Source organism: Azorhizobium doebereinerae UFLA1-100 (assembly GCF_000473085.1).
Taxonomy (GTDB): domain Bacteria; phylum Pseudomonadota; class Alphaproteobacteria; order Rhizobiales; family Xanthobacteraceae; genus Azorhizobium; species Azorhizobium doebereinerae.
This window is the reverse complement of sequence record NZ_AXBA01000010.1, coordinates 1-21,336: the sequence shown is the minus strand read 5'-3', so window position 1 is coordinate 21,336 and position 21,336 is coordinate 1. Positions and strand designations below refer to the sequence as shown.

Genomic DNA, 21,336 nt, shown 5'->3' with positions numbered 1-21,336 from the left:
GCTCACGGCTGCGGCGCGGGCGTCGCCTCCCCGGCCGCCACCGGCTGGCCGGCGCCGGGCAGCACCTCCACGGTGGCGGTGCGGCCGGCCACCAGATTGGCGGTCGCGGGATCGATGGCGATGCGCACGGGCACCCTCTGGGCGAGGCGCACCCAGCTGAAGGTGGGGGTCACGTTGGCCAGCAGGCTGGTGCCGTCGCTGCGCTCGCGGTCCTCGATGCCGGCGGCGATGCTCTCCACATGGCCATGCAGCGGCACCGTGCCGCCCATGAGGTGGATGAGCACCGGGTCGCCCACATGGATGCGCGGCAGCTTGGTCTCCTCGAAATAGCCGGCCACATAGAAGGAATGGGCATCCACCAGCGCCGCCACCGCCTTGCCGGCGGTGACGTAATTGCCGGGGCGCAGGTCGAAATTGGTGATCTTGCCGTCCACCGGCGCGCGCACGCTGGAGCGCTCCAGGTTCAGCGCCGCGAGGTCGCGGTCGCTCTGGGCCGAGGCGAGGGCGGCACGGTCCTGGGCCAGCTCGGTCTCCACCTGCTCGCGCTTCTGCTGCGTCACGGCGCTGTCGTTGAGCTGGCTGTAGCGCTTGGATTCCCGCACGGCCTGATCGAGCGCCGCCTGCTTGCTGGCGAGGCTCGCCTCGGCCTGGGCGAGCGCGATCTCGAAGCGCCGGGGGTCGATGCGGAACAGCAGGTCGCCCTTGTGGACCGTGGCGTTGTCCGGCAGGTCCACCTCGGAGACGAGGCCGGAGACATCGGGGGCCACCTCGACCACGGCGGCGCGCACGCGGCCGTCGCGGGTCCAGGGCTCCTCCATGTAATAGCGCCACAGGTGCCCGCCCACGAGCACGGCCAGGACCAGGGCACAGAGGGTCACGCCGATGCGCCCGGCGGTGGCGAGATAGGATTTCATGACAGCGACCATTGGGTGGACAGGGCGACGAGGCCGCCCAGGACAAGGACATAGAGGCAGACGTCGAAGAAGGCGCGATGCCAGACGATGCGATAGAGGCCGGCCCGCAGCAGCAGCGGGCGCAGCAGGGCCATCACCGCATAGGCGGCGATGGCCAGCGGCAGCAGGGTGGGCACGAAGACCCCGTAGAGATCGATCTCGCCCATCACACCGCCTCCTTCCAGATCAAAGGCTGCGGCGCCTGCGCCGCGAAAGCCGGGGCGGCGGGCATGAGCGCGCAGCGCAGGGCGGTCAGCGCCACGGCCGCGTCGGTGCGGCGGTGGCCGGCGGGTGCGGCGAGCACCGCCTCCAGCGCCGCGTCCAGCGGCTCGCGCAGGTCCGCCATGGCGTGCTCATAGGCCCCCGCCGCCACATCGCCGGAGACGGCGACGGCGCGGGCCACCACCTGCGGCAGCAGGGCCTCGATGGCGGCGCGGGCGGGTGCCGGCAGCACCATGCGGGCGCGCTTCAGGTCGGCCACATTGATGGCGGCGATCACCTCGCGCAGGGCATGGCCGGTGGCCGGCGCGCCCTCCCCCGCCTTGGCGAGGCGCGGCACCAGCAGGCCCAGCCGGTCGAGCATACGCCCGGCCAGCGGCTCGGCCCGCGCCTCGGTGGGGCCGGAGGCGATGGCGGCAAGGTCCGCCGCATTGGCCGCCAGGAGGCGGCCCATGGCCCGCTCCACCGTCATGGAGCGCACCAGGGCGATGACGATGGCGCTGAATCCCATGCCGGCCACCGCCGCCAGATTGCCGTTCAGGAAGGTGGCGAAATCCGCCGAGAAGCGCTCCTGGATACCGCTCAGCACGGCGAAATTGACCACCAGCGCCATGCCGGTGCCGCCCCAGCCGGGCATGCTCAGCAGCATGCCCGCCGGCACCATGTAGAGGGCCAGGGTCACGGCCAGCATGGGGAAGCCGTCGATGCCCGGCAGCAGCGCGAACTGGTAGATGCACACCACCACCAAGGCGATGAGGGTGCCGCGGATGAAGGACAGCAGCATCGGCACCGGGTCGTCGAAGCCGGCCATGATGGAGGCGCCGACCGCCGCCATCTGGGCCGCGCCCGCGCCTTCCGGCCAGGCGGAAGCGATCCAGAAGGTGCAGCAGGCGAGGATGGCGAGCGCCGCCGCCGCGCCGGACCAGATCGCCAGCCGGGCGTCGCGGTGGACCGGGGCCGGCGGCGGCACGCGGCGGCTGGCGCGCAGGCCCGACGGCATGCCCGCCCGGCCGGTGCGCACCGCCAGCCACAGGGCCCGGCACTCGTCCTTCAGCTCCATGAAGAGCTTAATCCGTTCAATGAGATAGGCGAGCTTGAGGGCATCCCAGCCAGCTTGAGGGCCGAGCGCGGGCTTGAGGCCGTCGAGCAGTTCCCGCAACTGCGCCGCCTCCGCCGGATCGGCGCTCTCGCCCGCGGCGGTCCAGGCCTTCAGGCGATCGAGGACCTCGGCCAGCCGGGGCGGCAGCCCCTCCGCCTTGAGCGCGGCGACGCGCTCGCCGATGGTGGCGAGCAGGGGCAGCAGCAGCAGCATGCGGCCGCGCAGGGCCTGCATCTGGCGGGTGGTGCCGCGCAGGTCGGAATGGTCGTAGGCGAGGTGGACGGCGAGGCCGTGCAGTTCGGTGGCGTCGAAGGCGAGCCGCGCCCGGCGGCGGCGAGCCTCGGCGCCGCCGGCGCCGGACAGGGCCTCCACCGCCAGGGCGCCCGCATCCTTCAGCCAGCCGTCCACCCGGGCGGCGATCACCGGGCCCACGTGGCGCGGCCAGACCAGATGGCCGACGAGGCCGGCGCAGGTGATGGCGAGCACGATCTCCTCCACCCGCGCGACCGCCGTCTCGAACACGGCGGACGGGTCGCTGACGGAGGAAAACCCAATGATCGCAGCCGTATAGCCGGCCAGCATGGTGAGGTAGGAGCGCGGGGTGCGGTCCAGCAGCGAGACCGCGAGGCAGCCGCCCACCCACAGCGCCAGGGCCAGGCTCAGCAGCTCCGGCGCGGTGGCGAGGGCGGGCACGCTGACCACCGCCATGACCGCGCCGAGCCCGGTGCCGATGACCCGGTAGACCGACTTGGAGGTGAGCGCGCCGGACAGCGGCTGGGAGACGATATAGACCGTGCCCATGGCCCAATAGGGCTTCTCCAGCCCGAAATAGAGCGCGATGAACAGCGCCAGCATGGCGGCGGCGAAGGTCTTCAGCGAGAAGAACAGGTCACCGAAGCCCGGGCGCAGGGTGAGCAGGGACCGGATCATGCCGCCTGCCCTCCCCGCTCGGCGCCGGGGGCTCCCCGCTCGGCGCCGGGTCTGCGGGCCTCGGCCTCGCGGTGCAGGCGGGCCTCCACGGTGCGCAGCACCTCCAGCGCCACGGCGAGGTCGGCGGCCGCCACGTCGCCGAGCAGGCGCGACCTAACCCCTTGGACGATCGTCTCGATTTCCGCCGCCTTGCGGCGCCCGGCGGGGGTGACGTGCAGCGTCTTGGCGCGCCGGTCGGCGGGGTCCTCGCGGCGCTCCACCAGATGTTCGGCGGCCAGCATGTCGATGAGGCGGACCAAGGACGGGCCCTCGATGCCCAGCTCTTCGGCGAGTGTGCCCTGCCGCTGGCAATCGCGCCGCGACAGCATGAGCAGCGGCAAGGCGGTGGCCTGGGACAGGCCGTGCACGGCCAGCGCATGGTCAAGCTCCCGCCGCCACAGGCGGTTCACCTGCATCACCAATTGGCCGAAGGCCGATGCGCCGGGCGAGGCGGAAGCTGTGGTTTCGTAAGTCATGCATTTAATTAGGAGCCTAATTATTAACTTGCAAGCATCCTGCGCCGCGCTCCGCGCATGGCTCGGCGCCCGCCGCGCATGGCGCGCGTTTCGACGCGGACTTCACCACTCGAAACACCCTGTCTTGCGACACGGGGCCGGCCGCGGCGCGGCCCCCGCGCGCCCGCTCACACCCCGGCCGCATCCTCCCGCCGCACCACGCGCGGGGTCGGGCAGTCGGAGGGCACCGGCGGCAGGTGGCCATATTCCTGGTGATGGGCGAGGCGCGCCTCCAGGAACTCGATGCGGTCCAGCAGCGCCGACACCGCCTCCCCCACCGGGTCGGGCATCAGATGGTGCTCCAGGTCGATGCGGCCGTCGCCGAGGCGGCGGCGGTCGGCCACCGCCTTGACCACCCGGCCGGGGATGCCGACCACGGTCATGCCCGGCGGCACGTCCTCGATGACTACCGAATTGGCCCCCACCCGCGCCCCGGGGCCGACCGTGATCGGCCCGAGGATCTTGGCTCCCGCCCCCACCAGCACCCCGTCCTGGAGCGTGGGGTGGCGCTTGCCCGGGGTCCAGGAGGTGCCGCCCAGGGTGACGCCGTGATAAAGCGTCACGTCGTCCCCCACCTCCGCCGTCTCGCCGATGACGACGCCGGCGCCGTGATCGATGAAGAAGCGCCGGCCGATGCGGGCGCCGGGGTGGATGTCCACATTGGTCAGCAGTCGGGCGAACCAGGAGATGAAGCGGGCGGCGAACTTGCCCCGCCCGCGCCACAGCCGGTGGGCGATGCGGTGCCAGATCACCGCGTGCACGCCGGGATAAGTGAGCACGATCTCAACAGTGGCGCGCGCGGCGGGATCGCGCGACGTCACGCAGGCGACGTCCTCGCGGATCTGGCGCCACAGGCCGGGGGGCGCGGCGGGCACGGCGATGGACCTCGCGAGGACAGGCGGCGCCGGCGCGGCGTCCGGCGGCAGGGCGGGCGCGGCATGCCCCGGCTGGCGGCGGGCGCCCATGATCACGACGCGCTCTCCATCGCCGCGCGGCGCAGGCGCAGGGCCGCGTCGGTGAAGCTGTCCTGGTAGAAGCGCAGCAGCATCTCGGGCGAGACATTGGCCTTGGTGCGCTGGGCGAAGGCCCTCACCCGGTCGAGGATCTGCCGGCCGCGCGCCGCGTCCACCGTGATGCCCTGGTCGGCCAGCGCCTTCTCGATGGCGGCAAGGCCGGAATGCTTGCCCAGCACCACGCGGTGGCCGCGCCCGAACAGCTCCGGGTTCAGCGCCTCGTAGGTGGCCCGATCCTTCAGCAGGCCGGAGACATGGATGCCGGATTCATGGGTGAAGACGTCGGCGCCGACGATGGCCTTGCCGCGCGGCAGCGGCCGGGCGGCGGCGGCGGAGACCAGCTCGGCCAGCGGGCCGAGGGCGGCGGCATCGATGCCGGTGTGCGCCCGCGCGGTCTGCTTCAGGGCGATGGCCACTTCCTCCAGCGCCGCATTGCCGGCCCGCTCGCCGATGCCGGCCACCGTGACGCTGGCATGGCGCGCCCCGCCCATCACCGCCGCCAGCGTGTTGGCGGTGGCAAGGCCGAGGTCGTCATGGGCGTGGAACTCCAGCTCCAGGTCGGTGGCCGCCGCCACCCGGCGCACCAGCGCATAGGTGCCGAACGGCTCCAGCACGCCCAGGGTGTCGGCGAGGCGCAGGCGGAAGGCGCCCGCCGCCTTGGCGGTCTCGGCGAGGCGGCAGAGGAAATCCGGATCGGCGCGGGAGGCATCCTCCCCGCCCACCGCCACCTGGAAGCCCAGCTTGCGGGCGAAGCCCACCACATGGCTCACATTGGCCAGCGCCCAGGCGCGGTCCTTGCCCAGCTTGCCGGCGAGCTGCTTGTCGGAGGTGGGGATGGAGACATTGACGATGCCGACCCCCGCCGCCACGGCGGCCATCACGTCGGCCTCGCTCATGCGGCACCAGGCCATCACCCGGGTCGGCAGGTTGAGCGAGACGATGGAGCGGATGGTCTCGATCTCCTCGTCGCCCATGGCCGGGGTGCCGGCCTCGATCTCCGGCACGCCGGCGGCGGCCAGCGCCTCGGCGATCTCGATCTTCTCCTTGCGGGTGAAGGCGACGCCCGGCGCCTGCTCGCCATCGCGGAGCGTGGTGTCGTTCAGGAAGGCGGTGCGCGCCGCCGGGGCGGGCTCGAAGGGGGAGGATACGGGCGTCTTTGCGAGCATGGGTCCCTTCCGCCGATGACGCGTGACAGGTACCCTGCCCGAAGCAACCCGCGTGCCATCGCGACAAAGTTCTGGAAGATAATGGTTTTCCGGCTACGGCCTACCGGGGTGCGGGGGTGGCGCGACGGGCGGTGTCCGGCTTTCGGCGCGTTCGCGACAGCCGTGTCGCATGGCCCTGTCCGGGCCTGTCGGCGCGCCGCCGCGCCGCGCCGGCGTGCCTCCGTAGAAACCCGGCTTGCGCGGCATCGGGCGGCCCCTTTAAAGCTATATACCTCCGGGCACAGCACCGGCGGCACAGGACAAGGATGGATCCGATGAAGATCAGCGCGCGCAACCAGATCAAGGGCAAGGTGATTTCCGTCGATCACGGCCCCATCTCCGGCAAGGTGGCCATCGACATCGGCGGCGGCAACGTGCTCGTGTCGCACATCACCGAGGACGCGGTGAAGGAACTGGACATCAAGGTGGGCGACGAAGTGGTGGCGCTCATCAAGTCGTCGAGCATCATCGTCGGCAAGTGACCGCGACGGGTGATCCCGGCCGGGTGATTTCGGCCGGGTGAGCCGCGCCACTGAGTGACCGCTCACCGCCCGCCGCCCCATGCACCGGAAGAGCCCTCTCCCGCTTGCGGGGGAGGGAGCAGCCGCGCGCATGCAGGGCCGGCACGCCCTTTGCCCAGCCCACCGAACAACCGCAACACCGCCGCTCCTCGCGCCGGAGAAGCCGTCGCTCAGGCCGGCTCCAGCGTCACCTTCACGTCCGCCGGCGCCGCCCAGTAGGGGGCGGAGGAGACCAGGATGTGGGCGCCGGCGCGGGCATAGTCCGCCGCGTTGCCGGCATTCACCCCACCCGCCGCCGCCACCAGCGCGGGGCTGCCCGCCTCGGCCACCGCCGCCACCACGGCGGCGATGTCGGCGGGCGTCATCTTCTCGCATTGCAGGATGTCCGGCCCGGCAGGCAGGATGGCGCGGGCGCCCTCCACCGTGTCCACCTCCACCACCACCCGCTTCTCCGGCGCCAGGCGGCGCAGCCGGGCGATGGCGGCGGCCGGGTCGGCCAGGAAGGCGCGATGCTCGGGAAACACCAGCAGCGTCTCCGACAGGCCGAGCCGGTGCGGCTCCGCCCCGCCGGCGCGGATCGCCGCGATCATCGCCGCCTTGTTGCCGGGGAAGGTCTTGCGCGTCGTCACCACCGCCACGTCCGGGGCCACCGCGCGGGCGGCATCGACGATGGCCGCCGTGGCGGTGGCGATGCCGGAGAGATATTCCACCAGCGTCTGCGCCACCTTCCAGGCCTGATGCAGCGCCCCCGCCGGGCCGGAGGCCTCCAGCAGCAGGTCGCCCGCATCCACCCGCGTGCCGGTCGCCGCCCGCACCTGCGCCACGCCGCCGGCGGCGCGCACCAGTTGCGCCGCCGCCTCGATGCCGCACACCACGCCCGGCCGGCGCATCTGGAAGCGCATCCGCCCGGGCTGGGCGCCGATGCCGAGCAGATGGGTGGTGAGGTCGCCGTGCGGCACATCCTCCGCCAACAGGGCCTCGATCCGCTCCGGCGACCACTCCCGCATCATCTCGGCTCCGCTCGCTCGCGCCCCATCGCGCGCGGGCGGGATCGCGCCGGGACCGCCCCGCCGCGCGACGGCCCGCCCGTCCGGGCCGAGCTTAGAGCGCGGCGCGGCCGGCGGCCAGCCCGCGCTGAGCCGGATTTCAACAAGAGGGTCTCCGCCGGACGCCCCGGTCCGCAGCCGAAGCCGCGGCTGCGAGCCGGACAGGCCGGATGGGGCGCGCGGGCCGGCCCGCGCCCGCCGCCTTCAGTGCGCCATGCCCGCCGCCGTGCCGGCGCCGATCGCCTCCATGGTGCGCACCGCGTCGAGCGTGGCGTCGGCGATGCGCAGGGCGCGCTCGCCCGGGTTGAGCCAGCTCGGCTCGGCGCCGAGGCGGGGATCCACCTCCGCCAGCTTCAGCTCGGCCGGCACGTCCACGCCGCCGCGCACCAGGCCGCGCAGGTGCCCGGTGAGCGGCGCCGCCACCGGCTGATCGTCGCACAGGCCGATCACCTCGTCCCGCGTCACCCGGTCGCCGATCGCCGCGGACGAGGTCCACAGCCCGGCGCAGGGGGCGCGGGCGAAGCGCTCGCGCCCCGCCCCGGCCAGCGGCGTGGAGCGGCCGTGGGCGGGCAGCGTGGAGCCGTCGCGCAGCACGCCGATGGCCTCCGGCGCGGTCTCCACCGCCACGTCCACATGGCGGCCGGCGGTGAAGCCCGGCCCGAGGCCGATGGTGAGGCGGGCGAACGGGCGGATGTCCACCTTCAGCCCGCGCATGCGCAGGCGCGCGTCCACCAGCAGGTCGATGAGGCCGAGGCACAGCAGGTCGCCCAGCTCCATGGCCGTGACCATGACGCCGCCGCGCTCGGTGAAGCCGCGCAGCACCTCCACCAAAGCATGGGCGGGGCGGGCGGACAGGCCCATCACCTCGGAGAAGCCGGTGACCAGCGCATCGTCGAACGACAGGCTGCGCCGCAGCACCGGCTGGGTGGGATCGCGCGAGAGCACGACGCCGTAGCCGGCATGGAACAGGCGGTGGGCGACGGCGGAGGCCACGTCGTTGGTGCCGAGGACCACCGCCACCGGGGCGCGTCTCGACGGGATGAATTCGCTTTCGCTGCGCATCGTGTCTCCGGCCCCAAAGGGCTCCGCTCTGCTCCGCCCCGTTCCGCCGCCCCCCACCGGGCACCGGCGGCGCGGGCAGGCCGCGCGGCGCCGGCGCCTGGCCCCGAAAGGCCAGACGGCGCATGCCCCGCCCGGCTCCCGAGGGTGGCCCCGGGCGGGACGCAGCCCCTCTAGCGACATTCGTGCCAAGCGCTGCCCCCGCCCCGGCCGGCCGGCGGCGGCGCGGCGGGGCGGCGCCGGCCGCAATCTTCACGCTTTCTCAACCCCGCCGCCGCCCGCCGCTTGGCGGCGCGGTGGCTTTCCGACACGGCCCGACACCGCCGTTGCGGCGCGTCGTGTCGGGAAGCCGACATTCAGGCCTTGTCGCAAAGCTGCTGATTGGAATCAGAAGCATTTTGCACAGCAGCATGGCTGGCACGTCGATTGCTTGGAACGGTCCATGGCGGCGCCTGGCCCAGGCCCTCGGCGCCCGCGCGTGGCGCCCTCCCCCCAATGGCGCGACCTTTGGAGACAGACATGCTCGGCATTGGCAGCACTCTTCCGGCCTTTTCCATCACCGGCGTGAAGCCGGGCTTCAATTTTCATGAAGAGAACGGCACCTCCGCCTTCGAGACGCTCACGGACGCAAGCTTCCCCGGCAAGTGGAAGATCATCTTCTTCTACCCGAAGGACTTCACCTTCGTCTGCCCGACCGAGATCGCCGAATTCGCCCGCCTGTCCGGCGATTTCGCCGACCGCGACGCGGTGGTGCTCGGCGGTTCCACCGACAATGAGTTCGTCAAGCTGGCCTGGCGGCGCGACCACAAGGACCTCAACCGCCTGCCGATCTGGTCGTTCGCCGACACCAACGGCTCGCTGGTGGACGGGCTGGGCGTGCGCTCGGCCGACGGGGTGGCCTATCGCTACACCTTCGTGGTCGACCCTGAGAACGTGATCCAGCACGTCTATGCCACCAACCTCAACGTCGGCCGCAATCCGAAGGACACGCTGCGGGTGCTGGACGCGCTCCAGACCGACGAATTGTGCCCCTGCAACCGCGAGGTCGGCGGCGACGTGCTGAAGGTGGCCTGATGAGCATCGAGACGCTCAAGGCCCAGCTTCCCGCCTTCGCCAAGGACGTGAAGCTGAACCTGTCCTCGCTCACCCGCGAGGACAGCCTGACGCCCCAGCAGCTCTACGGGCTGCTGGTGGCCTGCGGCCTGACCACGCGCAATCCCGCCGTGGCCCAGGCGCTGGAGGCCGAGGCGGCGCCGCACCTCTCGCCCGCCGCGCTGGACGCGGCCAAGGCGGCGGCCTCCATCATGGCCATGAACAATGTCTATTACCGCTTCACCCATCTGGCCTCCAACAAGGCCTACGAGACCTTGCCGGCCAAGCTGCGCATGAGCGTGATCGGCAATCCGGGGGTGGAGAAGGCCGATTTCGAGCTGTGGTCGCTGGCGGTTTCCGCCATGAACGGCTGCGGCCGCTGCATCGACGCCCACGAGGCGGTGCTGCGCGAGGCCGGCATCACCGAGCCGCAGATCCAGACGGCGGTGCGCATCGCCGCCGTCGTCGCCTCCACCGCCGTGGCCCTTGAGGCGGCGGGCGAGGCTTATCCGGCCGCTGCGGAATGACCGCGGCGGCAATCCTCATTTTGAATTGATCCAGATCAAAGCTGACACGCGCTTCCGCGGGTTCCATAGTTCATTCATCGATACATCAGCGGCCCGCCCTCAGAGGCCGCACAGGGGAACACCGACCGGAGGCTGATCCCTCGCACGCCGCCTTGCGGCTGGGAGCACGCCTATGACCGACGCATTCCAGGTGCGTGTCCCTCGGGCATCGTCGAACCTTGCCGGGGACCCGACACGCGCGCCCGTGACGGACAGGAGCGCCGCCGCGCGCCAGGACGACATCATGCCGGCCATGTCGCGCGGCACCTCGCCGGAGGTGGCGCTGATCGGGGTCTATGAGATCTCCAAGATCCTCACCGCCCCCCGCCGCCTCGAAGTCACCCTCGCCAATGTGGTGAACATCCTGTCCTCCATGCTGCAGATGCGGCACGGCATGATCTGCATCCTCGACGGCGAGGGCGATCCGGACATGGTGGCCACCACCGGCTGGACGCCGGAGATGGCCGGGCAGATCCGTGCCCGGGTGCCGCAGAAGGCCATCGACCAGATCGTCGCCACCCAGACGCCGCTGGTGGTGCAGGACATGTCCGCCGATCCCCTGTTCGAGGGGCATGAGGACCTGTTCGGCTCGCCTGACAACGCCACCGTCTCCTTCATCGGCGTGCCGATCAAGGCGGAGACGCAGGTGATGGGCACGCTCTCCATCGACCGCGTCTGGGACGGCACCGCCCGCTTCCGCTTCGACGAGGACGTGCGCTTCCTCTCCATGGTCGCCAACCTCGTCGGCCAGACCGTGCGCCTGCACAAACTGGTGGCCAGCGACCGCGACCGGCTGATCGCCCAGACCCACCGCCTGGAGAAGGCGCTGAAGGAGGAGAAGACCGGCCCGGACAAGGACCCCGCCGACACCGGCGCCGCCGCCGGCCCGTCCATGGGCATCGTCGGCGACAGCCCGCTGGTGAAGCGCCTCATCGCCACCGCCCAGGTGGTGGCGCGCTCCAACTCCACCGTGCTGCTGCGCGGCGAGAGCGGCACCGGCAAGGAATTGTTCGCCCGCGCCATCCACGAGCTCTCCCCGCGCAAATCAAAGCCCTTCGTCAAGGTGAACTGCGCCGCTTTGCCCGAGGCGGTGCTGGAATCCGAGCTGTTCGGCCATGAGAAGGGCGCCTTCACCGGCGCGCTCAGCATGCGCCAGGGCCGCTTCGAGCTGGCCCACGGCGGCACGCTGTTCCTCGACGAGATCGGCGAGATTTCCCCCTCCTTCCAGGCCAAGCTGCTGCGCGTGCTCCAGGAAGGCGAGTTCGAGCGGGTCGGCGGCAACCGCACGCTGAAGGTGGACGTGCGCCTCGTCTGCGCCACCAACAAGAATCTGGAGGAGGCGGTCTCCAAGGGCGAGTTCCGCGCCGACCTCTACTACCGCATCCACGTGGTGCCGCTGATCCTGCCGCCGCTGCGCGAGCGGCCGGGCGACATCCCGAAGCTGGCGAAGAATTTCCTCGACCGCTTCAACAAGGAGAACAAGCTGGACATGATGCTGTCGGCGCCGGCCATCGACGTGCTGCGCCGCTGCTATTTCCCCGGCAATGTGCGCGAGCTGGAGAATTGCGTGCGCCGCACCGCCACTCTGGCGCACGACCATGTCATCACCCCGCACGATTTCGCCTGCGACAGCGGCCAGTGCCTCTCGGCCATGCTGTGGAAGGGCTCGGCGCCCCGGCCCACGCTGCCGGTGCCGCCGGCGGCGCCGACAGCGCTGACCCCGCTCTCGCCGGTGCCGCTCTCCCCCGCGCCCCTGGCCGCCGCCGGCCCGGCGCTTGCGGTGGCGGACGCGCTGCCGGTCACCTGTCCCGGCACCGAGGCCTGCCCCGCCGTGCCGCCGCGCCAGAGCGAGAAGGAGCAGCTGCTCCAGGCCATGGAGCGCTCCGGCTGGGTGCAGGCCAAGGCGGCGCGGCTGCTGAACCTCAGCCCGCGCCAGATCGGCTATGCCCTGCGCAAGCACGGCATCGACATCAAGCGCTTCTGATGCCCGCGCCCGGCGGCGCGGCCGCCCTTGTCCCACCGGCACCGCGCCGCACCGAGCAGCGGACGGCGCAGTGGACGGCGCGGCGCCGGCGGGCCGGGAGGGCCGGCGTGGGAGATGAGCGGGCATGAGCGGGAACACCGACACGCCGCCGCCCGGACGCGCCGGCGCCGAGCCGGCCGAGGCGCTGGACTGGCAGGGCCGCCCGGTCCGCTGCCAGGACTGCCCGCACGAGGACATGCATGAGATCGGCCGCTGCGACCTCGGCAAGATCTGCGTCGCCGACCGGCGCGGCAAGCGCATCGACGGCTTCTTCGCCCGCAATCCGGAACTGGCCACACGCTACCTGAACCACCCCTATTTCGAGGTGCGCCTGCTGGCGGCCAAGCACGCCAGCCTGTTCCTGCTCGCCCCGCTGCGCGAGGACCCGGAGCCGGACGTGCGCATCATGGTGGCCTACCGCCTGCCGCTGGCCCGGATGCGCGACATGCGCAAGGACCCCGACCCGCGGGTGCGCATGGCGGTGACCTACCGGCTGGAGGGCAGCGACCTCGTCGCCATGCTGGGCGACCCGGACTATGCGGTGCGCCTGGTGGCGGCGCGGCGCGCCCCGCCGGGCACGCTGGTGATGGCGCTCTATGACGACGAGGCGGAGGTGCGCCGGGCGGTGGCTGGCCGCATCCCGCTCGCCAACCTTGTGACCATGGCCGGCGACCCCGACCCGCTGGTGCGCCTGGCGGTGGCCGAGCGCCTGGCGCCCGAGCGCCTCACCGTGCTGATGCGCGACCCGGACATGCGGGTGCGCTTCGCGGTGGCCGAGCGCATCCCCGGCCGCCACCTCCCCACCTTCGCCGACGACGAGGTCTCCGAGATCCGCGAACTGGCGCTGAAGCGGCTGATGAGCGAGGCGGGGTGAGCGGGACGGGTGGGGGCGAGACGGTGGCGATATTGACATCCCCCTTGCATCGACGGCCCAATACCAGCCATCCGGAGGGGAAATGAACGCGTTGATCGGCATTGGCCTATATACGCCGGCGGAGGCCGGACGGCTGCTGGAGCTGCCGGCTGCGACGGTGAGCCGCTGGCTGCGCGGCCATACGGCCAACGGGCGCCGTTATGCCCCGCTCTGGAAATCGCAGGTGGATCTGGAGGATGGCCACACCTACCTCGGATTCCGGGACCTGATGGAAGCGCGGGTGGCCGCCGCCTTCATCAGCCATGGCGTCTCGCCGCAACGTGTGCGCGCCGCCATCACGCTGGCCCGCGAGGTCTATGGCAAGGACCACCCGCTTTCCACGAATCGTTTCCGGACCGACGGCAAGGACATCTTTCTCCGCGTGATCGAGAGCGCCGAGGATGGGGACGAGCGGGAACGGCTGCTGAATACGTTTCAGAAGCAATACGCCTTCGCCGAGGTAATCGAACCCTCCTTCAAGCACGTGGAGTTCGACGACCAGGGCAGTCCGCTGATCTGGTGGCCGCGTGGCAGGAAGGGGCAGATCCTCGTCGATCCCGCCCGCGCCTTCGGCCAGCCCATCGATGCCGTCTCCAGCGTGCCCACCAGCGTCCTCGCCGCTGCGGGACGCGCCGAAGGCGTCGCCCGGGCGGCCCGTGCCTTTGACGTCCCCCCGCCCTCGATCAGGCGCGCCATGGAATTCGAAGACGCGCTGGAAGCGAGATCCGCCGCGTGAACGTCATGCTCGACAACTGCACCGCTCCGGTGCTGGCGTCGACACTGGATGGTTTCATTTCCTTCGACGGCCACAGGGCCTTCCACATCAAGGATGTCCAGGGACTGGCGAACGGGCGCAGCGCCACCGACGTCCAGTGGATCGAGCACCTGCGCCATGCATCGGCATCCTGGATATTCATCACCGGCGACGCGCAGGTGCTCAAGAACCCGGCCGAGCGGGCCGCCTTGCGCTCCGCCGGCCTGCACGGCTTCGTCCTCGCAGCGGCCTACCAGAAGACCCCGCTGCACCAGGTGGCGGCCACGCTGGTGTGGAAGTGGCCCGAGATCGAACAGGTGACGAAGCTCATCGCGCCGCCCTCCATGCACGAAATTCCCATCGGCAAGATGACCCGGCTGCGCCAGCTTCCGCTGTGAAGCGTGGGCGCCTCGGGCGCAAGACGGCCCCAGGCCCGCGTCCCCTCGGCCCGGTGCAATTGCCCAAAAGCGCCACGGTGAAACCGGGCCGTGCCGGCGGGCTCTGCCGCCAGGTCGAAGCCCAGCCGGCGCAAGCCCGGTTTCACCTGACGCTTCGCCGGCCCGCCCCCGCCGCGCGGCCCCCTGAACAGGCCGCGGCGGCGGGCGCCGGGCTCAGGCGAAGAATGCGCGCGCCTTCTCCAGGGCGCCGGCGAGGGCGTCCACGTCCTCCGTCGTGTTGTAGAGGGCGAACGAGGCGCGGCAGGTGGACGACACGCCGAACCGCTCCAAGAGCGGCATGGCGCAATGGGTGCCCGCCCGCACGGCGACGCCGGAGCGGTCGATCACGGTGGCGACATCATGGGCGTGCGCATTCTCCAGCGCGAAGGAGATCAGCGCGCCCTTGTCCGCCGCCGTGCCGTAGACGCGGATGGCGTTGATCTCGCGCAGGCGATCCTCCGCATAGCGCAGCAGCGCGCTCTCGTGCGCCCGGATGCGCGCCTTGCCGAGCGAGGAGATATAGTCCAGCGCCGCGCCGAGGCCGATGGCCTGGACGATGGGCGGCGTGCCGGCCTCGAAGCGGTGCGGCGGCGCGCCATAGGTGACCGCGTCGCGCGACACCTCGCGGATCATCTCGCCACCGCCGTTGAACGGCGGCATCTGAGCCAGCAGGTCATGCTTGCCGTAGAGCGCGCCGATGCCGGTGGGCCCATAGAGCTTGTGGCCGGTGATGACGTAGAAGTCGCAGTCGATGTCGCGCACGTCCACGTCCATGTGGACGCTGGCCTGCGAGCCGTCCACCAGCACCGGGATGCCGCGGGCGTGGGCGATGCGCACCACCTCCTTCACCGGCACCACCGTGCCCAGCACGTTGGACATCTGGGTGATGGCGACCAGCTTGGTGCGCGGCGTCAGCAGCTTCTCGAATTCCGCGATGAGGAAGTTGCCCGCGTCGTCCACCGGCGCCCATTTCAGCACCGCGCCCTGCCGCTCGCGCAGGAAGTGCCAGGGCACGATGTTGGCGTGGTGCTCCATGATCGAGAGCACGATCTCGTCGCCCGCGCCGATCTGCGTGCGGCCGAAGGTCTGGGCCACCAGATTGATGGCCTCGGTAGCGCCCTTGGTGAAGATGATCTCCTCGGTGCGCTCCGCGTTCAGGAAGGCGCGCACCTTCTCGCGCGCGCCCTCATAGCCCTCGGTCGCCGCATTGGCGAGATAATGCAGGCCGCGATGAACGTTGGAATACTCCGACGTATAGGCCTGGGTGAGCCGGTCCAGCACCGCCCGCGGCTTCTGCGCCGAGGCGGCATTATCCAGATAGACCAGCGGCTTGCCGTAGACCGACATGGATAGGATGGGGAAATCCGCGCGCACGCGCGCCACGTCGTAGCCCTCGGCGGTGAGTGCCGGATGACTAAGGATGCCGGGATGGGCGTTCATGCGTCGCGCGCCTCTAGCCAGGCCACGGTGGCGGCGGTGAGCGCCTCGCGCAGGCCCTCCTGCGCGATGCCGTCGATCACCTCGCCGACGAAGGCCTGGATCAGCAGCGCCTCCGCTTCCTTGGCCGGGATGCCCCGCGCCATGAGGTAGAACTTCAGCTGGTCGTCCAGCGTGCCGGTGGTGGCGCCGTGGCCGCACTGCACGTCGTCGGCGAAGATCTCCAGCTCCGGCTTGGAATAGGCCTCGGCCTCCTCCGACAGCAGCAGCGCGCGGGCCATCATGCGGGCGTCGGTCTGCTGCGCCGCCTGCTCCACCGCGATCTTGCCCTGGAAGGCGGCGCGGGCGGCGCCGTCCACCACCGCCTTGAACACCTCCCGGCTGGTGCTGCCGGGGGCGGCGTGGGTGAGCATCAAGGTGGCATCCGCATGCTGCCGACCGGCCAGCAGGCTGACGCCGGAAAGCGTGGCATTGGTGCCCGCCCCCTTCAGCCGCACGAACGCCTGGTTGCGCACCACGGCGCCGCCCAGGGTGAAGCCGCAGGTGGTGAGCGTGGCGGCGGCGCCGACGCTGGCGATCAGGCTCGCCACATGCAGGGCGGCGGAGCCCTCGCGCGTGATCTTCACATGGTCGAGGCTCGCCCCGTCGCCCACATCGAGGCCCAGCACGGCGCTGACCTGATAGTCAACGCCCTCCGGCCCCTCATGGGTCTCGATGAGGCTCAGCTTCGCGCCGGCGCCCAGGGTGAGCAGCGAGCGGCTGTAGACCGCCACCGGCGCGGTGCCGGTGGTGATGAAGGCGAGATGCAGCGGGCGGGCCACCACGGCGCCGGGCGCGACGGTGAGGACCACGCCGCCGCGCACCAGCGCGCCGTTCAGCGTCACCGCCGGCTCGGCCGCCGGCAGCACGTCGGCGAACGCCGCCGGCAGCAAGGGGGCATCGGCCGCGAGCTGATCGGCCAGCGACGCGATGGCGAGGCCGGGCTCCAGATCGGCGAGATCCGACAGGTCCGGCGCGAACACGCCATCCACCACCACCAGGCGGCGGAAGCCGAGGCCGGCGATCACCGCGCCGGCGGTCGCCGCCTCGGCCTTGGCGGCGGCCTCCGGCGGCGGCGCCAGCGGCTTGGCGTCGCGCATCAGGCGGCGCAAATCGGTATATTTCCACGCCTCCAGCCGGCGGTGCGGCAGCCCGGCCTGGGCGAACGCATCGAACGCCGCGGCGCGGGCGGCGGCGACGGCGGCCCCGCCGGGCAGGCCCGGCGCGGCGGCGGCGAAGGCGGTGGCGAGGCCCTGCTCGGCCTCGGTCTTGAGGGCGGCGACGGGAGCGTTCATCACGCCGCCTCGCCCTGGTACTGCGCGTAGCCGGTGGCTTCGAGCTGGAGGGCGAGATCCTTGCCGCCGGTCTCCACGATGCGGCCGGCGGCCAGCACGTGCACCACGTCGGGCACGATATAGTCCAGGAGGCGCTGGTAATGGGTGATGACGATCATCCCCCGCTCCGGCGCGCGCAGCTGGTTGACGCCATTGGCCACCACCTTGAGCGCGTCGATGTCGAGGCCGGAATCGGTCTCGTCCAGCACGCAGAGCAGCGGCTCAAGGAGGGCCATCTGCAGCGTCTCGTTGCGCTTCTTCTCGCCGCCGGAGAAGCCGACATTGAGCGGCCGGCGCAGCATGTCCGGGTCGATGCCGAGCTTCTTGGAGAGTTCGCGCACCCGCTTCATCAGATCGGGCGAGGACAATTCCTCCTCGCCGCGCTTGCGGCGCTGGGCGTTGAGCGCGGCGCGCAGGAAGGTCAGCGTGGCGACGCCGGGGATCTCCAGCGGATATTGGAAGGCCAGGAACAGGCCCTTGGCGGCGCGCTCGTCCGCCGCCATGGCGAACAAATCCTCGCCATTCAGCAGCACCTCGCCGCCGGTGATCTCATAGCCCGGCTTGCCGGCCAGCACGTAGGAGAGCGTGGACTTGCCCGCCCCGTTCGGCCCCATGATGGCGTGGATCTCGCCCTTGTTCACGGTGAGGGAGAGGCCGTTGAGGATCTGCCGGCCGGCCACCTCGGCCTTCAGGTCGCGGATTTCCAGGAGCGCCGTCATCACGAAGTCCTCGCCTTGAGGGGTTGTGCGGAAGGGTCAGCCGACGCTGCCTTCGAGGGAGATCGAGATCAGCTTCTGCGCCTCGACCGCGAATTCCATGGGAAGCTGCTGCAGCACGTCCTTGACGAAGCCGTTGACCACCAGCCCCACCGCCTCCTCCTGGGAGAGGCCGCGCTGCACGCAGTAGAACAGCACGTCCTCGGAGATTTTCGAGGTGGTGGCCTCGTGCTCGAACACGGCGGTGGGGTTCTTCGCCTCCATGTAGGGCACGGTGTGCGCGCCGCACTGGTCGCCGATCAGCAGGCTGTCGCAGGCGGTGAAGTTGCGCGCGCCCTTGGCCTTGCGATGGGCGGAGACGAGGCCGCGGTAGGTGTTCTGCGAGCGCCCGGCGGAGATGCCCTTGGAGACGATCCGGCTCGACGTATTCTTGCCGAGATGGATCATCTTGGTGCCGGAGTCCACCTGCTGGTGGCCGTTGGAAATGGCGATGGAGTAGAACTCGCCGCTGGAATTGTCGCCGCGCAGGATGCAGCTGGGATATTTCCAGGTGATGGCCGAGCCGGTCTCCACCTGGGTCCAGGAGATCTTGGAATTGTCGCCCCGGCAGTCGCCGCGCTTGGTGACGAAATTGTAGATGCCGCCCACCCCCTCGGCATTGCCGGGGTACCAGTTCTGGACGGTGGAATATTTGATCTCCGCATCGTCCATGGCCACCAGCTCGACCACGGCCGCATGCAGCTGGTTCTCGTCGCGCTGCGGGGCGGTGCAGCCTTCCAGATAGCTCACATAGGCGCCCTTGTCGGCGATGATGAGCGTGCGCTCGAATTGGCCGGTGTTCTTCTCGTTGATGCGGAAGTAGGTGGAAAGCTCCATCGGGCAGCGCACCCCCTCCGGCACATAGACGAAGGAGCCGTCGGAGAAGACGGCGGAATTCAGCGTCGCGAAATAATTGTCGCTCGCCGGCACCACGGAGCCGAGATACTTGCGCACCAGCTCGGGATATTCCCGCAGCGCCTCGGAGATGGGCATGAAGATGACGCCGGCGTCCTTCAGCTCCTTCTGGAAGGTGGTGGCCACCGAGACGCTGTCGAACACCGCGTCCACCGCGATCCTGCGCTCGCCTTCCGGGCGCACCACGCCGGCCAGAAGCTCCTGCTCGCGCAAGGGGATGCCGAGCTTCTCATAGGTCTTCAGGATCTCCGGATCGACCTCGTCCAGCGAGGCCAGCTCCTTCTTCTTCTTCGGCGCGGCGTAATAATACAGGTCCTGATAGTCGATCTTGGGATAGTTGACCCGCGCCCAGTCCGGCTCGCGCATGGTCAGCCAGCGGCGATAGGCCTCCAGGCGCCATTCCAGCATCCATTCGGGCTCGTTCTTCTTCTGCGAGATGAAGCGCACGATGTCCTCCGACAGGCCCTTGGGCGCCTTGTCGGATTCCACGTCGGTGACGAACCCGTACTTGTACTGCTCGACGTCGATCCGGCGAACCTGCTCGATCGTCTCCTGAACGGCGGCCATGCGCGGCTCCTTTCGCGACTGTCGGTGGGACCCGCGGCCGGCGCGCGGCCGCGGTCAGGAGAGGGCCGGCGGGACGGCGCGGGGGGCGCCGCGCCACGCCGGGCGCGGCCTCAGCCCGCGGGAACGCAGGTCTTGGGCACCGGGCACACCGCGTCGCACTGCGGAGCGTCGAACGCCCCCTCGCACTCGGTGCACTTCTTGGGGTCGATAATGTAGATGTCGTTCTTCAGCCGGATGGCGGCGTTGGGGCACTCGAATTCGCAGGCGCCACACACCGTGCATTGGGAAGCGATGATCTTGTAGGCCATCAACGTGACTCCTGAGGGCGCGGGAGCTCGCTCGTCGTCCCGCCACCCCAGCATCGCAAGCCCCGTGCCAAAGGGGTTTCATCTGTATTTGCTGGAGTTTTTCCAGTTCCCAACAAGCCCCCGCCCTGTCGCGCCCCCGACAGCGTGTCGCGACTGCGACATGGCGCGTGTCGGCCCGCGCCGCCTCAGATCGGGTCGGCGAGCGCGGCCTGGGCGTCGGCACGGATGCGCGTGACCATGGAGCGGAAGCCGTTGGAGCGCTGCGGGGTCAGATGCGCCTTCAGGCCGAGCTGCTCGAACACCGCCACCGGGTCGGCGGCGAGGATGTCGCGCGCCGGCCGGCCGGAGAACATGGACAGCAGGATCGCCACCAGCCCGCGCACGATCTGCGCGTCGCTGTCACCGCGGAAACGCAGCACCGGCCCCGGCGCGACCGTGGTGGCGAGCCACACCTGGCTGACGCAGCCGGGCACCTTGTTGGCGGCGCTGCGCTCGGCCTCCGCCAGTTCCGGCAGGGCGCGGCCGAGCTCGATCACATAGCGGTAGCGGTCGTCCCAATCGTCCAGCAAGGCGAAGTTCTCGACGATGTCGTCGAGGGTGGGGAGCAAGGTCAGGTCCAGCATGTCCATCGGGCGGCACCTCTTGAACGCGCCCCGCCGCGCGCATCGTGCGTACGGACGGGGCCGGTCGTCGCCGGAGGGCCAAGCAAGGGGCGTACCGCGCCGCCCGACACGCCCGCGACACGCCCGCCGGACGGCGCCCGGCCCGTGTGCCGTTTCCCACCGCCATGGTCGCGTGCCCACCAGCGATGTCGGGTTTGAAACACGTGCGCCTTGGAACCGTTCGATTTTATAACATATTGAATTTTATCGCATTTTTCGAACGTCGCACCGCTGGCACAGCAGTTGCAGAACTCCTCCGTGGATGGCGACGGGTTGCTGGCTCCGCACTTTCCGACCTGCCGGAGCCCAGGTTCAAAAACCCCGCCGCCGAAGGGTTCGGCCCAGCCCCGTCGGGCGCGGGCCTCACACGTTCCGACGGCGCAGGTCCCGCCCGACCGTCACGCTGCCATGGGTACGAACCAAGGTTCGAAGGAGATCCCAGTCATGTCGTCACTGAGACAGATCGCGTTTTACGGCAAGGGAGGCATCGGCAAGTCGACGACCTCCCAGAACACCCTGGCGGCGCTGGCCGAGATGGGGCACCGCATCCTCATCGTCGGCTGCGATCCCAAGGCCGACTCCACCCGCCTCATCCTCCACGCCAAGGCGCAGGACACCATCCTCTCGCTCGCCGCCGCCGCCGGCAGCGTCGAGGACCTGGAGCTGGAAGAGGTGATGAAGGTCGGCTACCGCGACATCCGCTGCGTCGAGTCCGGCGGGCCTGAGCCCGGCGTCGGCTGCGCCGGCCGCGGCGTCATCACCTCCATCAACTTCCTGGAGGAGAACGGCGCCTATGAGGACATCGACTACGTCTCCTACGACGTGCTCGGCGACGTGGTCTGCGGCGGCTTCGCCATGCCCATCCGCGAGAACAAGGCGCAGGAGATCTACATCGTCATGTCCGGCGAGATGATGGCCATGTACGCGGCCAACAA

The 21,336-nt window shown here is 70.7% G+C and carries 22 protein-coding genes; 8 read left to right on the top strand and 14 right to left on the bottom strand.

The features are described 5' to 3' along the window. Positions 1-2: 2 nt before the first annotated feature. The 6 genes from YU1_RS28560 to nifV form a co-directional block, all read right to left on the bottom strand. Positions 3-914, bottom strand: coding sequence for an efflux RND transporter periplasmic adaptor subunit (locus YU1_RS28560; RefSeq protein WP_051356639.1), 912 nt, complete (start codon positions 912-914; stop codon positions 3-5). After that, positions 911-1,120, bottom strand: coding sequence for a DUF1656 domain-containing protein (locus YU1_RS0108305; RefSeq protein WP_035714520.1), 210 nt, complete (start codon positions 1,118-1,120; stop codon positions 911-913). Before YU1_RS0108305 ends, YU1_RS28560 begins: the two co-directional genes overlap by 4 nt. After that, positions 1,120-3,201: an FUSC family protein gene (locus YU1_RS0108300; RefSeq protein ID WP_035714518.1), complete on the bottom strand. Its 2,082-nt coding sequence runs from the start codon at positions 3,199-3,201 to the stop codon at positions 1,120-1,122. Before YU1_RS0108300 ends, YU1_RS0108305 begins: the two co-directional genes overlap by 1 nt. Then, positions 3,198-3,716, bottom strand: coding sequence for a MarR family winged helix-turn-helix transcriptional regulator (locus tag YU1_RS28555; protein ID WP_051356638.1), 519 nt, complete (start codon positions 3,714-3,716; stop codon positions 3,198-3,200). The genes YU1_RS0108300 and YU1_RS28555 overlap by 4 nt, the downstream gene beginning before the upstream one ends. Positions 3,717-3,883: 167 nt before the next feature. Continuing rightward, positions 3,884-4,720 carry a serine O-acetyltransferase gene (cysE, locus tag YU1_RS28550; protein ID WP_084539761.1) on the bottom strand — a complete coding sequence of 279 codons (837 nt, stop codon included), beginning with the start codon at positions 4,718-4,720 and terminating at the stop codon, positions 3,884-3,886. 2 nt (positions 4,721-4,722) lie between these two features. Next, positions 4,723-5,934, bottom strand: a complete 1,212-nt coding sequence (gene nifV, locus YU1_RS28545; RefSeq protein WP_051356637.1) for a homocitrate synthase — start codon at positions 5,932-5,934, stop codon at positions 4,723-4,725. Between the two features lie 314 nt (positions 5,935-6,248). On the opposite strand from nifV, the gene YU1_RS0108280 reads away from it, so the two are divergent. Beyond that, complete coding sequence (locus YU1_RS0108280) at positions 6,249-6,455, top strand: TOBE domain-containing protein (protein ID WP_029003671.1); 207 nt, start codon at positions 6,249-6,251, stop codon at positions 6,453-6,455. 209 nt (positions 6,456-6,664) lie between these two features. On the opposite strand, the gene modD is transcribed toward YU1_RS0108280, so the two are convergent. Further along, positions 6,665-7,504: a ModD protein gene (modD, locus tag YU1_RS0108275; RefSeq protein WP_156922007.1), complete on the bottom strand. Its 840-nt coding sequence runs from the start codon at positions 7,502-7,504 to the stop codon at positions 6,665-6,667. 240 nt (positions 7,505-7,744) lie between these two features. After that, complete coding sequence (locus YU1_RS28540) at positions 7,745-8,602, bottom strand: hypothetical protein (protein ID WP_035714514.1); 858 nt, start codon at positions 8,600-8,602, stop codon at positions 7,745-7,747. 516 nt (positions 8,603-9,118) lie between these two features. Between YU1_RS28540 and YU1_RS0108265 the strand changes: the two genes are divergently transcribed. From YU1_RS0108265 to YU1_RS0108240, 6 genes are all read left to right on the top strand, one after another. Next, the gene (locus YU1_RS0108265) at positions 9,119-9,673 is read left to right on the top strand and encodes a peroxiredoxin (RefSeq protein WP_029003669.1); all 555 of its coding nucleotides are present in this window, start codon (positions 9,119-9,121) and stop codon (positions 9,671-9,673) included. Further along, on the top strand, positions 9,673-10,218 hold the full coding sequence (ahpD, locus tag YU1_RS0108260; protein WP_029003668.1) for an alkylhydroperoxidase, AhpD family: 546 nt from the start codon (positions 9,673-9,675) through the stop codon (positions 10,216-10,218). Before YU1_RS0108265 ends, ahpD begins: the two co-directional genes overlap by 1 nt. 283 nt (positions 10,219-10,501) lie before the next feature. Beyond that, on the top strand, positions 10,502-12,241 hold the full coding sequence (nifA, locus tag YU1_RS0108255) for a nif-specific transcriptional activator NifA (protein WP_051356668.1): 1,740 nt from the start codon (positions 10,502-10,504) through the stop codon (positions 12,239-12,241). Between the two features lie 124 nt (positions 12,242-12,365). Then, positions 12,366-13,154: a 4Fe4S-binding leucine-rich repeat protein gene (locus tag YU1_RS0108250; protein WP_051356636.1), complete on the top strand. Its 789-nt coding sequence runs from the start codon at positions 12,366-12,368 to the stop codon at positions 13,152-13,154. 82 nt (positions 13,155-13,236) lie between these two features. Next, the gene (locus YU1_RS0108245; RefSeq protein WP_029003665.1) at positions 13,237-13,929 is read left to right on the top strand and encodes a hypothetical protein; all 693 of its coding nucleotides are present in this window, start codon (positions 13,237-13,239) and stop codon (positions 13,927-13,929) included. A gap of 5 nt (positions 13,930-13,934) precedes the next feature. Then, entirely contained in the window at positions 13,935-14,345 is a 411-nt protein-coding gene (locus YU1_RS0108240; RefSeq protein ID WP_035714568.1) for a PIN-like domain-containing protein, read from the top strand. 213 nt (positions 14,346-14,558) lie between these two features. Here YU1_RS0108240 and YU1_RS0108235 read toward each other — a convergent pair whose 3' ends face one another. The 6 genes from YU1_RS0108235 to YU1_RS0108210 form a co-directional block, all read right to left on the bottom strand. Next, positions 14,559-15,824: a cysteine desulfurase gene (locus YU1_RS0108235; RefSeq protein WP_029003663.1), complete on the bottom strand. Its 1,266-nt coding sequence runs from the start codon at positions 15,822-15,824 to the stop codon at positions 14,559-14,561. Then, positions 15,821-17,155, bottom strand: a complete 1,335-nt coding sequence (gene sufD, locus YU1_RS0108230; RefSeq protein WP_029003662.1) for a Fe-S cluster assembly protein SufD — start codon at positions 17,153-17,155, stop codon at positions 15,821-15,823. Before sufD ends, YU1_RS0108235 begins: the two co-directional genes overlap by 4 nt. Next, on the bottom strand, positions 17,155-17,913 hold the full coding sequence (gene sufC, locus YU1_RS0108225) for a Fe-S cluster assembly ATPase SufC (protein WP_029003661.1): 759 nt from the start codon (positions 17,911-17,913) through the stop codon (positions 17,155-17,157). Before sufC ends, sufD begins: the two co-directional genes overlap by 1 nt. Positions 17,914-17,949: 36 nt before the next feature. Continuing rightward, on the bottom strand, positions 17,950-19,431 hold the full coding sequence (sufB, locus tag YU1_RS0108220) for a Fe-S cluster assembly protein SufB (RefSeq protein ID WP_029003660.1): 1,482 nt from the start codon (positions 19,429-19,431) through the stop codon (positions 17,950-17,952). A gap of 110 nt (positions 19,432-19,541) precedes the next feature. Next, positions 19,542-19,739, bottom strand: coding sequence for a 4Fe-4S binding protein (locus YU1_RS0108215; RefSeq protein ID WP_029003659.1), 198 nt, complete (start codon positions 19,737-19,739; stop codon positions 19,542-19,544). A 185-nt stretch (positions 19,740-19,924) separates the two neighbouring features. Next, on the bottom strand, positions 19,925-20,368 hold the full coding sequence (locus YU1_RS0108210; RefSeq protein ID WP_245263264.1) for a SufE family protein: 444 nt from the start codon (positions 20,366-20,368) through the stop codon (positions 19,925-19,927). Positions 20,369-20,845: 477 nt separating this feature from the next. On the opposite strand from YU1_RS0108210, the gene YU1_RS0108205 reads away from it, so the two are divergent. Next, positions 20,846-21,336: AAA family ATPase (locus YU1_RS0108205; protein ID WP_029003657.1), on the top strand; the 491-nt coding region annotated here is incomplete at its 3' end.

Excerpts from the sequence above, each read along its gene's own strand:
- sufB (WP_029003660.1), bottom strand. The coding sequence starts at position 19,431 with ATGGCCGCCGTTCAGGAGACGATCGAGCAGGTTCGCCGGATCGACGTC.
- sufD (WP_029003662.1), bottom strand. The coding sequence starts at position 17,155 with ATGAACGCTCCCGTCGCCGCCCTCAAGACCGAGGCCGAGCAGGGCCTC.
- nifA (WP_051356668.1), top strand. The coding sequence starts at position 10,502 with ATGCCGGCCATGTCGCGCGGCACCTCGCCGGAGGTGGCGCTGATCGGG.
- YU1_RS0108235 (WP_029003663.1), bottom strand. The coding sequence starts at position 15,824 with ATGAACGCCCATCCCGGCATCCTTAGTCATCCGGCACTCACCGCCGAG.
- nifV (WP_051356637.1), bottom strand. The coding sequence starts at position 5,934 with ATGCTCGCAAAGACGCCCGTATCCTCCCCCTTCGAGCCCGCCCCGGCG.
- YU1_RS0108250 (WP_051356636.1), top strand. The coding sequence starts at position 12,366 with ATGAGCGGGAACACCGACACGCCGCCGCCCGGACGCGCCGGCGCCGAG.
- sufC (WP_029003661.1), bottom strand. The coding sequence starts at position 17,913 with ATGACGGCGCTCCTGGAAATCCGCGACCTGAAGGCCGAGGTGGCCGGC.
- ahpD (WP_029003668.1), top strand. The coding sequence starts at position 9,673 with ATGAGCATCGAGACGCTCAAGGCCCAGCTTCCCGCCTTCGCCAAGGAC.
- YU1_RS28540 (WP_035714514.1), bottom strand. The coding sequence starts at position 8,602 with ATGCGCAGCGAAAGCGAATTCATCCCGTCGAGACGCGCCCCGGTGGCG.
- modD (WP_156922007.1), bottom strand. The coding sequence starts at position 7,504 with ATGATGCGGGAGTGGTCGCCGGAGCGGATCGAGGCCCTGTTGGCGGAG.
- YU1_RS0108245 (WP_029003665.1), top strand. The coding sequence starts at position 13,237 with ATGAACGCGTTGATCGGCATTGGCCTATATACGCCGGCGGAGGCCGGA.
- YU1_RS0108305 (WP_035714520.1), bottom strand. The coding sequence starts at position 1,120 with ATGGGCGAGATCGATCTCTACGGGGTCTTCGTGCCCACCCTGCTGCCG.
- YU1_RS28560 (WP_051356639.1), bottom strand. The coding sequence starts at position 914 with ATGAAATCCTATCTCGCCACCGCCGGGCGCATCGGCGTGACCCTCTGT.
- YU1_RS0108215 (WP_029003659.1), bottom strand. The coding sequence starts at position 19,739 with ATGGCCTACAAGATCATCGCTTCCCAATGCACGGTGTGTGGCGCCTGC.
- YU1_RS0108210 (WP_245263264.1), bottom strand. The coding sequence starts at position 20,368 with ATGGACATGCTGGACCTGACCTTGCTCCCCACCCTCGACGACATCGTC.
- YU1_RS0108265 (WP_029003669.1), top strand. The coding sequence starts at position 9,119 with ATGCTCGGCATTGGCAGCACTCTTCCGGCCTTTTCCATCACCGGCGTG.
- YU1_RS0108240 (WP_035714568.1), top strand. The coding sequence starts at position 13,935 with ATGCTCGACAACTGCACCGCTCCGGTGCTGGCGTCGACACTGGATGGT.
- YU1_RS28555 (WP_051356638.1), bottom strand. The coding sequence starts at position 3,716 with ATGACTTACGAAACCACAGCTTCCGCCTCGCCCGGCGCATCGGCCTTC.
- cysE (WP_084539761.1), bottom strand. The coding sequence starts at position 4,720 with ATGGGCGCCCGCCGCCAGCCGGGGCATGCCGCGCCCGCCCTGCCGCCG.
- YU1_RS0108300 (WP_035714518.1), bottom strand. The coding sequence starts at position 3,201 with ATGATCCGGTCCCTGCTCACCCTGCGCCCGGGCTTCGGTGACCTGTTC.
- YU1_RS0108280 (WP_029003671.1), top strand. The coding sequence starts at position 6,249 with ATGAAGATCAGCGCGCGCAACCAGATCAAGGGCAAGGTGATTTCCGTC.